At 48.2% G+C, this 13887-nt stretch carries 9 protein-coding genes; 3 read left to right on the top strand and 6 right to left on the bottom strand.

Annotation, left to right across the window (positions count from 1 at the left end; translation table 11 throughout):
• Positions 1–70: 70 nt before the first annotated feature.
• Positions 71–313 carry a hypothetical protein gene (locus tag NX720_RS06365; RefSeq protein ID WP_262600154.1) on the bottom strand — a complete coding sequence of 81 codons (243 nt, stop codon included), beginning with the start codon at positions 311–313 and terminating at the stop codon, positions 71–73.
• Positions 310–1194, bottom strand: coding sequence for a hypothetical protein (locus NX720_RS06360; protein ID WP_262600153.1), 885 nt, complete (start codon positions 1192–1194; stop codon positions 310–312). Before NX720_RS06360 ends, NX720_RS06365 begins: the two co-directional genes overlap by 4 nt.
• Positions 1195–1514: 320 nt before the next feature.
• Here NX720_RS06360 and NX720_RS06355 point away from each other — a divergent pair, with 320 nt between their 5' ends.
• Complete coding sequence (locus NX720_RS06355; RefSeq protein ID WP_318654096.1) at positions 1515–3017, top strand: IS4 family transposase; 1503 nt, start codon at positions 1515–1517, stop codon at positions 3015–3017.
• A 706-nt stretch (positions 3018–3723) separates the two neighbouring features.
• Positions 3724–4302 carry a hypothetical protein gene (locus NX720_RS06350; RefSeq protein ID WP_262600152.1) on the top strand — a complete coding sequence of 193 codons (579 nt, stop codon included), beginning with the start codon at positions 3724–3726 and terminating at the stop codon, positions 4300–4302.
• Here the strand turns inward: NX720_RS06350 and NX720_RS06345 are convergent.
• Positions 4299–5186 (bottom strand): SDR family oxidoreductase, encoded by an 888-nt coding sequence (locus NX720_RS06345; protein WP_262600151.1) that lies wholly within the window; start codon positions 5184–5186, stop codon positions 4299–4301. The two genes, NX720_RS06350 and NX720_RS06345, sit on opposite strands and share 4 nt — an antisense overlap.
• A 213-nt stretch (positions 5187–5399) precedes the next feature.
• Here NX720_RS06345 and NX720_RS06340 point away from each other — a divergent pair, with 213 nt between their 5' ends.
• Entirely contained in the window at positions 5400–6989 is a 1590-nt protein-coding gene (locus NX720_RS06340) for an ATP-binding response regulator (protein WP_262600149.1), read from the top strand.
• Between the two features lie 123 nt (positions 6990–7112).
• Here NX720_RS06340 and NX720_RS06335 read toward each other — a convergent pair whose 3' ends face one another.
• From NX720_RS06335 to NX720_RS06325, 3 genes are all read right to left on the bottom strand, one after another.
• The gene (locus tag NX720_RS06335) at positions 7113–8186 is read right to left on the bottom strand and encodes a transposase (protein WP_262600147.1); all 1074 of its coding nucleotides are present in this window, start codon (positions 8184–8186) and stop codon (positions 7113–7115) included.
• Positions 8187–8303: 117 nt separating this feature from the next.
• Positions 8304–11438: a hypothetical protein gene (locus NX720_RS06330; protein ID WP_262600146.1), complete on the bottom strand. Its 3135-nt coding sequence runs from the start codon at positions 11436–11438 to the stop codon at positions 8304–8306.
• 94 nt (positions 11439–11532) lie between these two features.
• Positions 11533–13875 (bottom strand): hypothetical protein, encoded by a 2343-nt coding sequence (locus NX720_RS06325; RefSeq protein WP_262600145.1) that lies wholly within the window; start codon positions 13873–13875, stop codon positions 11533–11535.
• Positions 13876–13887: the final 12 nt, after the last annotated feature.

The following is a 13887-nucleotide window of genomic DNA, read 5'->3' as shown; positions in this document are numbered from 1 at the left end:
CTGCTGAAAAAATTTCCCCCGAAGCCACTGAACGATATTTCCACGGGCTCTTCGAACCAACAGATGATGATTAACTCTGCGTATCAAGGATCACGCAATGTACCTTGTTCTCACCTTCATAGCTGTTATCGCTTTCGTGGTGGCAGCAACGTCGTGCTTCAGGCTTCACCCATTCATTGTGAATATGACAGGTCCTTTTGTACCAGGTTAAATAGCTGCAAACAGGCAGCTGGGCTCCGACTTTTGCCCCTTGAACTTTCTGCCTGTAGATTCGTTTAGTTTTTGGACGGGAACCTGCTAAATGAGGATTCAATTATTGCTTGCTCCAGCTTCTCCCGGTGCAGGAAGTCGTTGATTATGGGGATTTCTCATGAAAAGCATGTCAGCAGCCTGATTAAGCAAAGCAGGTTCAAAGGGAAGATTTTGGTTTTCAAGGATTGAGTTAGTTAACGAGCCTTCATTAACACGCCCGTGAGCATCCACAGTAAGAATCTCTTCCGACCCTGTGACCTGGATATTGAGATTTGACTCGACAGGGTTGTTCCAGCCAAACGAAAACGTTCGGGGGTTTTCGGGGCTGGAACGATGGAAATCACGCAAAAAACTAAGCAGTTCTGAAAAGAAGAATCGCTGAAAAAAATAACGTAAAAGAAGGTTTTCTGGTGAAGACGCGCCATTAAAATAAGGATCCCACCCGGCTACCCCAGTGTCGTTAAGTCCTATGGTTGCAGTTGCATGGGGGGGTGAAGGCATGCTCAATGTTCCCTGATAGGGGGTATTGTTATTGATGGTGACATCAAAGACATTGCTTTGTAATCGATGATGAGCGTTAACCAGACCTGACAATGGATCAGTGATAGCGATCACTCCGCAAGCCCTGTGACTTATAGCCTCTAACCAGTATCGCGCTCGTTCTATGACCTGGTGTGGTGAAAAGATTGATGGTAACCAGGCCTGTAATATTGACTGGTTTGGTGGCTCTGGAGGGTTCAATTGATAGCGTCCGGATGTAAGTGGAATTGCACTCACTTGGAATCGTGTCGTGTCAGGCGGAGGGTTAGGGTCCTTATTAATATTTAATAATGGCGTTCCATTTATTGCGATGACAATTTTTTTATAGTTGGCAGCCCTGACCAAAGGGACACACAAAATAAGCAGTAACGATAAAAAAATATGAGTATAAATAAGCTTCATTGAATCATTCCTTCAGTAGCCAGTAGCCAGTAGCCAGTAGCCAGTAGCCAGACCTTAAGTTAGTTCAAGTACCAGCAAAAATAACTTTTATCCTCAGAAAAATTAATTTTCAAAGTGTGGGGAGCTTTTCGGACGGGTAACGTAACGATCCCGGGTTCTGAATACGAACCGCCTTCTTCTAAGGAACTTGATCATATTTGAGTGAAATAGAGTCTGAAGTCAATGGCACTGACTTAAGACTTAATCCCTTGGCATGAAAGGCTTGCCCAAGAACAAATCATCTATAAATAGATGAAGTTAACAGAGCCCTCGAGCAAGCCATGAACAAGTCTAGCCCAGAATATCTAAAACTCGCTGACCAATGTCTGAAGCAGTTTGCACAAACATCTGAAGACGCCTTGGCTTCTCTACTCTCCACAGAGATCCTGAATGCCTTTGAGAAAAAATCGACCTCCAGAGTTAGAGATTATCCAGCCCTGAAAACCCTTACTCTTTTTATGCGTCAGGTGTCCAATGAAGACAAGTCCTGCAGAAAGGTTCTTGTACAGGAGTCACTTGAACAAGCAGCAAATGACGAAGTGTCCGACAAAACCAAGAATGACGCCTACTGCAAAGCACGTAAACGGTTGCCGGAAGATCAGGTAAAGTCATTGTTTCAGATTTCAGGAAAACGACTGGATGAAGAAAGCCCGGAATCATGGTTGTGGCACGGTCGGCGGGTTGTTATTGCCGATGGAACCACTGCTAATATGCCTGACACGACTGAAAACCAACAGCTCTATCCCCAGTCAAAATCCCAAAAAAAAGAAGTAGGGTTCCCTACTGTCAGGATGCTTGCCTTTATCACGCTGGGAAGTGGAGCTCTCATTGAGACAGCCATGGGAGCTTGTGAGGGAAAAGGCAGTGGAGAGCAATCTCTGATGATACAAATGATCCCGAACTTGAATGCTGACGACATTGTGCTTGGCGATGCCATTTTCGAGACGTATTTCATCCTGGCACTTTTGCTTATAGCAGGTGTTGACGGTGTTTTTGAAAAAAATGGTGCGCGTAAAATCGACTTCAGAAAATCCTTCATGAAACTGGGAAAAAAAGATGCTTTATTCAGATTGGAGCGTCCTCCAAAACCACCCTGGATGAGCAGAGAGTTTTACGATCAGTGGACACCGGATCACCTGATTATCCGTGCCATTAAAACGAAGAATCGTATCATCGTTACCACATTGATTGATGCAGAAGCATATCCACGCTCTGACATTAGGGAAGCAGCAGAACATAATATACCGCTGTTGGCTTTTGGCGGTTGGCGGTTGGCGATTGGCGGTTGGCTGTATGAGCAGCTAATAGCCAAAAGCCAACAGCCCGGTAAGTTATTGAATGCTGCGCCCCTTAGCGCACTGTACACCAAACGCTGGAATATTGAGTTGGACTTCAGATCCATCAAAACAATTATGAATATGGAGATGTTGCGCTGTAAGACTCCAGCGATGGTGCGTAAAGAAATTTATGTTCATTTTCTGGTTTACAATTTGATACGGGCATTAATGGCGCGAGTGGCCAAAGCCACAGAGCAAGTTCCGAGGGATGTGAGCTTCAAGGCAGCAAAACAGACGCTAAATGGGGCTCGGGTTTTACTGTTATTCTGTCCAAATTGCACTCTCAACCAGGTTCAAGCTCAAATGATAGTTATCATTGGAGAACATAAAGTTGGAGACCGACCGGGACGATCAGAACCAAGAGCTGTAAAGAGGCGACCAAAGGCATTTAAAAAGCTCCAGCACTCTAGGGCTAAAGCTCGTCAACTCAATAAGTACAAGGGGTGAGAGCTTAAGTCAGTGCCATTGGAGTCTGAAGTAGCTGTTTGCAGTGATGTCTATGGTCAGGCTATTACAGCATTTTTAACGAACCTTGCGAAATTCTCCATCCAAACCTTCAAAGGTCGCGCCGCTCCCAATGAGAGGCTATGGATTGAGAATTTCGCAAGGTTCGTTAAACGCTGTCTATTATTGCCATTTAAAATAGCTGAGAGTATATGCTGTGACCCGGTCTTTTCTTTTAGTCATCCTGTTCACTGTTTTGGCCTTTTCCGTAGTACCTTCTGCTTATTGTCAGGATCGGAATTATTTGATTCTGCAACCTGACCCAAAAAATCCAGAGAAAAATTTTCCTCTTATAGTCGGCGGAGTCCTTATCAGTGACAAGCATAGAGCCTGTACAATTGTATTATTCAATTCGGCTGGCAAAGAGCATATCCATATCACGCTTCGCTCGCATACGGAGGCAGGGAATCCGGTCAGGTTAAGTTACCTTGTTTTTAGTCGAGAGCGGCGCACGGTTCATGACTGCGAAAAATTTCAGGCATTTGATTCCGCTGTGATGAATGCTTTCTATCGTTCAGCGGGAAGCGGGTTCTCCTGGTTTGTATATCCGGACCGGGATAAATACTTCCCATTTGACCTTCCGACTCCGGATCAATTGAATGTAACCAGAGATTCCCAGAACCGTCTATTGTCTGTTGATGGGGTTTTTGTGGCGCCAACATTAATTTCTGCGGAAAAAGATAAATGTGTTAAACACGATACTTTTGTCAGCTTTCTGGGAAAAAACAACATTTACCTGAAAAGAGGGACATGCAGTAACGGCCTTAAAACGGCGAGTTTTAATTTCAGTGCAATCAATCTTATCGCAGTGCTCCATGCGTCTATTGTGGCTCAGATATTCCCTGACGTAGTCGGTGGTTCGCTAAGAAGGCTTGAAAACGCCCCCAGAGAGTTCAGATTAGAGCCAGAAATAGATAACTTCCCTTATCATAATGTCATTGATTGCCCGGGCGGGATAGGGCGGTCGGGGAGAGAAATGAAGTTGAGTGAATTGCGTGTGGTTGAACAGGACTGCATGCAAAGCACCTGTGTGCAGCTGAGTGAATTAAATTTGAATTTTTCTCCTGACAACGAGGATGGGTGGGCTCAGGCCTGTGCGGGCTGGGAGTCTTCAGACGGTGACCCGGAGAGGCTGCCTCCTCAAACCTGCAAAGGTTGGGAATCCCCAAACAATGACTGGGAAGACTGGGGGGGCGGAGGAGGAAACTCAGGCTCTCAGGTGTATTAATGGTCTTTTGGCTCTTCGTAGTGCTGGCGCACAATTTCAGGCAGGGCACTTCGCCAGGGCCGGGCGTGTATACCAAAGGTGTTGAGGACTTTAGTACACTCAAGCGTGGCGTTGGCCGGTGGCTTGAACCCTTCCCTGGAGTCCATTTTTGCCATGATCAGTTTGCGAACCTTAAGTTCCCAGAACTGCGAGGCTTCAGCGATAACAATTTCAGCAAAACCACTTTCAGACACAGGCTCTGAGGAGCAGTAGTGATAGGTTCCCCAGGTGTCGGCACCGCAGTCAATCTGCTGCATGATCGCTACCATTACCCGCGCCACTTCGCTGGCCGTGGTTGGGCAGCCCAGCTGGTCAGGGGTAACGTACACTTCCCGATGTTTAACCATTTGTTCCACCAGTCGGTGCAACAGGTTCGGGCGACGGTCACTGATTACCCAGGACAGACGCAGAATGATGTGTTTCGGGCAACGCTCACGAATCTGCTGCTCTGCCTGTAGACGACTGGTGCCTAGTACGCCAACAGGATTGGTCGGGTCTTTTTCTGTGTAAGGCTCCTGCTTCTCTCCATCAAAAACCCGATAACTGGAGGCATGGAGCAGAATGGTATCCATGCGGCTGCACTGGTCAGCCAGTTCTGCGACCGCATCCCTGTTCACGGCAAAGCACCGGGATGGCTCGTTCTCTGCCATCACCGGGTTATTGTAGGCCGCTGCGTTGACGACAATGGTCGGTTGGTAATGTTCCATGCAGGTTTGCAGCTGGACAGCATCACAGATATCGAGTTCACTCCGGTCCGGAGCATGGTAGGTAATGCCTTTGTTATCGAGCAGTTTGCACAGTTCATGGCCGATCTGACCGGTTTTACCGAGAACCAGTACTTTCATGATGTATTTCAGACTCACGGTTAAGAGGTAGAAGTATTGAAACATATTCAACGATGAAATGCTGTTTGATAGAAAATCTGTCAGAATGTGCCACCGGCAGCTAGGCGTTGAATGTCAGCCTGAGGCGGGAGACACGTAACAGTATCTCTGTAAATCTCATTTGTTGACGCTGAGAAAGGTAACAATGACTATGCTGTTCCCCAGAAGAAAATATTGAGCTGGTTTAAGATGTATCTGGCAGAACATTCTACAGAATCCCCGGAAGACGCAGAGCGAATTCTTCTGGTCGACGACAATCCCACCAACCTGCAAGTGTTGTTACAAACCCTGAATGGTCGCGGCTATAAGCTGCTAATCGCCAAAAATGGTGAAAGTGCCCTGAGAGTTGCCCATAAGGCGAAACCGGCGCTGGTATTGCTGGACATCATGATGCCGGGCATGGATGGCTATGAAGTCTGTCGCCAGCTGAAGGAAGACCCGGCTACCAGCAAAATAACAGTGATTTTTCTCTCGGCGCTGGATGACACCAAAGATAAGGTTCGTGGTCTGGAAACCGGGGCGGTTGATTTTATTTCCAAGCCATTTCAGGCAGAAGAAGTCATTGCCAGGGTAGAAACCCAGCTGAAGATTCATCGTCTGGAGCAGGCCCTGTCAGCCCGCAACCGTCAGTTGGAAGCCGACAAAGCCAATATTCTGGAAAGCATGAACGAAGGGATTTTTGGCTTGGACAGCCGGGGACGAATTACCTTCGCTAATGCCGCCGCTGCCAATATGCTTGGCTGGTCCATTGACAGCCTGATTGGTCAGGGGCTCATTTCCATGATGCTGGGTGAAGCGGGTGATGGTGCCCGCGGTCAGCACCTGGCGCCTATTCAGGTTGCTCTGAATAAAGGGGTCAGCAAGATGGTGGAAGACAGCCTGTTCTGGCACAAGGATGGAACGCCCTTTCCGGTTTATTACTCCTGCACACCGATTCTGGAAGATGACAGGCTGACCGGGGCTGTGGTGGTGTTCCGTGATATCACCGAACCTAAACGCAATCAGGAAGCCCTGCAAAAAGCACTGGATGAACTGGATCAGCAGAAAGACAAGCTGACCCATGTTTCCCGCCTGAGCACCATGGGAGAGATGGCCGCCGGTTTTGCCCACGAGGTGAACCAGCCCCTGACCGCGATTTCCAACTACGCCCAGGTGGCAAAACGTATGATGACCCGACTGGAGCACAAGGATGATCCTATGTACGAGTCTATTTACGAAGCCATGGATAAAATCAATACTCAGGCCCGTAGGGCGGGGGATATTATCGCCCGCATTCGCTCCTTTGTGAAAAAGCCGGACCATGTGCTCAGCAGTGTTGATCCGCACAAGCTATTGTGTGACACCGTCAAGCTGGCAGAAGTGGACGCACGTAACAACCACATGGAAATTCACATGGACGTACCGACAGACCTGCCGGCGGTAAAAGTTGATCCGGTGCAGATTCAGCAGGTGGCGCTCAACCTGATTCGCAACGGTATGGAAGCGATGTGTCAGTCGGAACACCGTTATATTGGTGTCTGGGTGAAAGCCGAGCGTTTTGAGGAACGTTTTGTGAAAGTGTCGGTTATTGACCGGGGCTATGGACTGGCTGACGACGCGGAAGAAAAACTGTTTACACCGTTTTATACGACCAAGGCTGATGGTATGGGAATTGGCCTGTCCGTCTGTCACTCCATTATCCAGTCGCACAATGGGCGCATGAGTTTCCAGAGACATCCGGAAGGCGGCACTATTTTTGAGTTCACTATGCCGGTGGTGGAGTGATGTACTCCCACCACTAAGCCGCTGATGCGGCTATAGTGGGGGCTTCTTGCGACCCATGCTGAGAACGCTCAACACCTTTCGCTGTAGCACCTGCACTGACAGGTATTGCTACAGGGGGACTCTTTACACAATCGCTGCATCCCAGCGAATATTCAGAGACAAGCAACCCGGACACAACCACTCCCGCACAGACAGGGGCATCGACTCCATTTTGTATTTGCAGTCATTGCACAATTTGGAGCTTGGCTCAAACCTTCCTATACGAATCAGGTTCTTGCCATTCCAGCGACATTTGTATTCCAGCGTCGTCAGAAACATTCCCCAGCCTGCATCTTGTATTGCTCTGGAGAGTTTATGGTTTTTGACCATGCCCTTGATATTGAGGTCTTCTACAGCAAATGTGGTTGCGTGGCTTTTGTCAGCCAGATTTGCTGTTGCCTGGTGTATGAAGTCGTAGCGACGATTGGCTACTTGTTCATGGATTATGGATACTTTGCGCTTTTGCTTTGCCCTGCTTCCTGATCCTTTTTTCTTTCTGGCGAGCTTCTTCTGTTCTACGGCAAGTCGAGTCAGCGAAGCCTTCAGGATGCGTGGGTTCTCTGTCTTGTTACCTTCACTGTCAATGAGAAAATGCGTCAACCCAACATCAAGCCCAATTGTGGCTTCAGGCTCAATGGTTGATGGAGCCGGGTCAACAGCTCCATCGTCGACCAGTACACTTGCAAAGTATTTGCCGGACGGTGATCGCTTGACCGTGACAGTTTTTACCGTTCCAGAAAAAGGACGATGTAACTTTGCCTTTATTCCTTTGAGTTTTGGCAGGTTGATGACCGCTTTTTCAAAATCAACCGTCACATGCTGGGGGCACTGAAAAGACTGCCAGCCAGAATATTTTGACTTGAATTTCGGGAACCCGGCTCGCCCCTGAAAGAAATTGAAAAATGCCGCATCCAGATTAGCAAGAGAAGCCAGAAGACTTTGGCTGTTGACTTCAGTCAACCACTCTTTATCGTCTTTTTTGCTGGCAACCAGACGATCCTGAAGTCGCCTCCTTGTCAGACTCTTTCCGGTTTCTTTGTAATGTTTGTCCTTTTCAGACAACGCCCAGTTATAGACATGACGAGAGCAACCAAAGTGCTTTGCAATAAGCACCTTCTGTTCGACGTTGGGATAGATTCTGTACTTGAATGCTCTCATAGCGACCTATGATAGCACCTACAGGCAGTCTTCAGACTGCTTGCTATCCATCTCCATCCAAACGGCAAAGCTGCGCAATGCCGCTATGGATGGAGAATTCCGCAAGGTCTGTTAAAGTCAGCTCACGCTACACCGTGATCGTGTAGTTTTGCACTGGTGGTCTGTCATGGCTGGCAGTGCATTCTTCCAGCCCGTGAACATGGCAAACCAGAATAAACTGTCCAGGTGGATAAGTGGGAAGGCTCCCTGGTCAACACCAAGATTAGGGCCTTTGGCTTTCGCTGAACGCTTGAAGCCTTTATCGGTAAGGTTTTTTCTGTTCAGGTCATCGTGCCATTTTTCCAGACCCTGACCGGGATAGTTCGGATAAACTTCCTCAGGAAAGCGGTGGTTTCTGATATCCTGCACATAGCGACAATCCGGGTCGCACCAGTAACCACACTCAAGCACTGTGCGGCTTAATGCTTCTTGAGGGAATTCCTCTTTGATCAAAGCCTTCATCTTTTCAGGTTCTATGCCAAAAGCGGTGCCAAACAGGTCAGCGGCGATGGTTGCCAGCTCCCCGGACAGTTGGTTCATTTGATCAGGGCTCTCATAATCCAGGTCGCCGGTATCATGGCGAACCCTCAACCAGTTAAGCACTAGCCCGTAAAAAGCTTTGCCAAGTTCGGTCACCTGAAGCTGCTTCTGAACGTCGGGGCGGGTGGCATCAAAACTTGAGTTCATGCCAAAGTGTGTTGTGGAGTGTTCACTGAACACCCTGATATCCGCCCAGTCACGCATACCCACCGGTGCGGGAGCGATGTTTGGGTAATCCTGTGCGTTCCACGCTCCCAAAGTGCCGAGAGTAGATTGTCCACCAAAGTAGGGGGTTGGAATCCAGGCTCGCTGGTCAGAAGTGTTATGAAAAGCAGTGAGCGAATCCGGTGCCTGAAAGTTGTGTCGCCAGAGACGGCCTGCATCTCTGGCAAATAATCTGATCCCTGCAAATGAGGCAGCAACAGAAAGCCCTTCCACGCCATCGGTTTCATAAGGGTAGTGATGGTAGAGCGATGTGTTTTCTTCATCGTCAAAGATTTGCAGATAAGTGGAGCCATCCGCTTCAAAGGCAATGTCAGCCAGCGTTGAATCAGGCAGGCCACAAGCTTTGAGCTTTTGCCGGGCATCAGTCAGACGAAAAATGCCTCCTGGTTTGAGCAAGCTGCTTTCCAGCCCCAGCGCAGCCTGGTTTTGTCGGAAAAAAGCCAGATGGGGTTGTTCGCGAATAAAGTCTTCCCATTTTTCAGGTGAAATGGCTTGCTGTTTTAGAAACTTGAAGCGACGGAAGCCTTTTGGAACGGCTTCAGAGGGAAAAGCTACGCTGCGGCCATAAACCTCTATCTTGTTGCAGTGAGTTAGCTCCTTTTCCCAGTGCTCCGGCAGCTCAGGCACAGATGCTTTCTGATGCTTCTGTTTATATTCCGCAACAGCTTCCAGAAGGGGCGCTGAGTAAGTCATATCTGATGCCGTCACAGGATCGAAACCTATTCCAAGGCTGATAAGGTGCCATGGATAGAAATACCTGCCCGAACTGGATACCTCAAATTTCCGTTCAACAAAAAGAGAACTTCCACCAGGCATTTTTGCCAGTTCTTCAAAAATGTACTGCTGAACAGGCGGAGAAACCACCCGTATAACCTGAACCTGATATCTGGTGGGTAGATTCAGCTCTTCCATCAGTGTTATTAGCTGAAGGGCTTTATTCCTGTCTTTCAACGCTGATGGGTTCATCCCCAGAAAATCAACGACTTCCTGAAGCAAGCTGGCCCGTTTACAAAAATTCGACTTTGGCTTTAATGAAACTGGTTTGAAGCTGCCTTCCGGCAGGTGTTGAAAGAGCTGCATAAACTCACCGAACCATTGGAAATCAGTGGAGCGGGTACCGTTGAGCAGGTTCTGCATGCAGTCACCAAGGTGCTCTCTTGATGTCAGCCTGAGCAGTTGGTTGCGTCGAGCCCGAAACAGGTCGACGTCTGCCCAGAACAGACGTGTTTCATTGATGAGCCAGGTGTGGTGACTGTATAGCTTTGCCAGTGGCGTAGCGCCGGAATTATCCTTCTGGTTGGCCAGAAGTTCTGCGGGTAAAAGTCTGAACAGTGTTTCATAGTCGGGTGAGTAAGTGTTCAGTCCTCCAAAACGAGCCGCACAACCTCCGTACAGGGTATCAGCAATGGCTGATGCCAGAAGGTGCAATACGTTAGCACCTTGATCAAAGGTCTGATTAAGAATCTTTTCAGGAGACTTTTTCAGCGTTTGGGTCAGCAAATCAAATAGCTGTCCCTGGCCTAAGACAAAGGCGCATAGCAGCAGGTGTTCCCGCTGTGTCTCGGACAGTTTTTGCAATTCAGGCAGAATTTGCTGTTGATGGCTCCGGGCATGAGCTTCAAGCAGGCACAACTGAGTGATAGCTCTCTGGGAATGAAGTGCGGCAGTAACCGACCGGGAGGTGACGCTTGATATTGAGGGCACCAGCACCGGATCAAGAGAAGAAAGCAGTGACCGCAGCAGGCAAGGCGCGGCTTTATCTGAAAACCGGTAAGTAGTGTTCTCAACGGACAAAAGGCTGGTGATGTTTGTTGTTGGCTTCATCAGCTTTTCGGCTTCTCTCTGTATTTCATCTACAGATAGATAGCTTTCCAGCAGCTCCATATAAGCCGGATCAGCCTTGCAAATAAGGCTGTTAGCATCTTTCAGAAGAATTCTTTTCGCTGTTTCTGGCTCTGTGTTTTCGAGAAGTTGTCTTAGCAGGGAGGCTGGAATATGAGTGGAATATAAGTACTGGGGTTCTTCAAGTCCTGTTCCCAGATTAGCCAGAGTTTGGACGACAGCAAGGTTCGCAGGAAAGCAGGTATCCGATAAAAGAGTTCTCATCAGCCGGTTGAAGCTGTCAGGATAGTCTGCAATGGGCTTTTCAGAATTTTTCAGGCAGGCTTCGAGGTCTGTCAGTGCCTGTTCATAAGACTGGATTAGATTTTTACTACCGAAAGGGATATCCAGATTCTGGATGGCCTGATGTATATTGGTGAGCTTTTCCCTGAATGCTTGAGCCTGTGTTTTAATATTTCGGCGTTCAAGGGGCTGGAAAGCGGCTTTGCCTGCACCTTTGGCAACGGATTTGCTGGTGTCTGTCCGTGCTTTCTCTATACCGGGTTCTGTGTTTGGGCTGTTCCGGGAATAAATGCCAGAAGCAGGATTCAATTCACTTGGGAGCATTGGCCACATCCGTGTGTCTGTCAGTTAATTAATTCCTCTCTTAGATGGCAGCAGTCTGGTTTAGTTCAAAGTGTTTGTGGGATAGCTGGTCAACTCACTGTGAAGTCTGGGCAGCCAGGTGCAATTGCTCAACAGAGCTCTTCAAGTGGTAGAACGCCCGGTATTTCTCTCGATTTAAGCGAATATTGATGCCCTGTTGGGCCAGGTTGGAACAGAGGTGTCCACGGGAAGAACAAAGCCCCACGAGGCGCTTGGCGTATTCCGGATCAGCAAACCAGTCCGGGTGGTTCTGATAGACCTGGTTGATCAGTAACTCAAGTTTCTCCGGGCTATTGTCGCAACCCTTCATGGTTTGAAAATAAGAGGCTTCGGTCTGGTTCAGCCAGTTACCGGCAAGCTTTCCCAGTTCTTTACTGCTGCTGGCACTGTCTCCGTCAAGCGTAAACGTTGTATTCAGTCCGGAATCCATCTGGTGAATATAAAACCAGGCGGACTCTTCGCAGATCCGGCCAAAGAGCGGTTTTCCCTTGTTTTGTTGCATGCTTTGACTGATGAAGGCAGCAGCCTGTTTAAGGTTTTCCTGATGCCGGTGGTGATTTAGTTTGGTGATAAACCGGTAAACGGCAGGGTTTCTGTCAGGTAGCCAGTTTTTTGCGGGGGGAGTAAATTCACCTTTGGGAACTTTAGAGGTTGCTGCAACGGCTTTATTTCCAGAAGGTGGAGGGGTTGGAGTTGCTAAAGTTTCGTCCGGCCATACGCTGCTTTTACTGCCGCTGTCGAAAGGACTGGCCTGAAGCCCGGAGGTTTGATCTGGCGATTTGCGAGGCATGCTTTTTGAGTGACTTTTTTTTCGGGATTGTTTTTTTTGTGCTCCTTTTTTTCCAGCTTTTCCTTTTGTTTTTCCTATTCCTGTTCCTGTTCCTGTTCCTGTATCCGGAACCAGCCCTTTAAGCCAATCATTATCAGGCTTGTTACCCGGTGTTGCCTCAGACGCTTCCTCAAGGCTTTTATCCAGGTTTGACTGGTAGGCCTCACGAAGGTTGATCACTGTATCTTTTTGGGATTCTGGCAAAGGTTTAAACAGTAGTTTGTCGAGGCAGGCGATAGCTTCAGAATAGTGGCCAAAAGCGGCATAAATTTTAGCCGCATCCATATACAGCAGGCTAAAGACACCCCGGCCAGCGACGTCAGACATTTTTTTTGCACATTTCAAGGCAGTTCCAGAACAGGTGATATATTCATGCTTGATGCTCCAGGCAAGCGATAAACCAACCAATGAACGCTGGTAATCGCTTAATTCAGGGTTCATTTCGGCATCATGCAGCTGATCGTATCCTGTCCATTCACGCAAGGCTGAACGTCGTCTGGAAAGACTCAGGGGTTTCAACGCATCGATCAGCTGTTGACCGTTTTCAGAAATGTCGGTTGCCAAATGACTGTGGGTAGTTTCACTGCTTACACTGGCTACACCGCCTGCGACGATAAATGTAAATTTCATTTTGCCTTGCAGGTCGGTGGAAAAACCATCCTTTTTTCCGGGCCAGGGTGCATTGCTTAAAGCTCTCAGGTGAACAGAGAGCAGCCAGAGTGCCTGATGGTATGGCGTTGTATTTTTATCGTTTACTGAGCGATAGATGACATCCGCTTCGTCAGGCTGAAGTGCAAAGGTTCCGAGAATAAAAGAAATATCTCTGAGCCTGCTTGTTTGAGTTTCGAGTAGTTCGGGAATTAATCCAGGTGAAAACAGCCGGGCATTCGGTTTAACGGATTCACGAACAATCAACCATAACGCCGGAGGGAAACGATGTTTAGCTGCCAGATCGTAAAAGTAGTTTGATGCGGCTTCAAGTTCGGGTTTCTCCGGAGTGAAAGTATACCCCCGGCAAAGGGATAGCAGTTCAATGATATCCGGTAATGGTTCCGGATACTGTTCTAATAAACGTTCGATAACATCGCTGAGGCCTTCATGGTCATTTAACCGTTTTCGGGTCATTGCTTCAGAGAGCAGGATGCTGCATCGAATCGACTCCGGGGCTTGGGAAAAATAGTCGCTGCTCTGAATGTCGACAGACTCACTGAGTAACTTCTTTAAAAACGCTTCTGTTCGGTATGGGTTTATTTGTTCTTGCCTGAGTTGATAGGCTTCCGGTGATTCACCGGGAGCAGGAGACTGATCTGAATATTGATTCAGTATTTCTGTCAATTGCTTTCTTAAAGCGTCTTTGTCTGGGGTTTTTGTTGTGGTGCCCTGAGCAGTACCGGACTCTGACTTTTCAACAGACCGGTGGTGAATACTGGTTCCCTCGACCACTTGATCTGATGGTCGGGCTTCTGATAAGTCATCACCTGTAGCGGCAGCGTCGGACAGAGGCTCATTATTCAAATCGACCTTTTGTGTCGACGGTCTTGAAGCTGAGCTGGATGGGTCGGGAGTCATAGCCGAAGTCCG

This window comes from Endozoicomonas euniceicola, assembly GCF_025562755.1.
Lineage (GTDB): Bacteria > Pseudomonadota > Gammaproteobacteria > Pseudomonadales > Endozoicomonadaceae > Endozoicomonas_A > Endozoicomonas_A euniceicola.
This window is presented reverse-complemented; position numbering and strand designations above follow the sequence as displayed.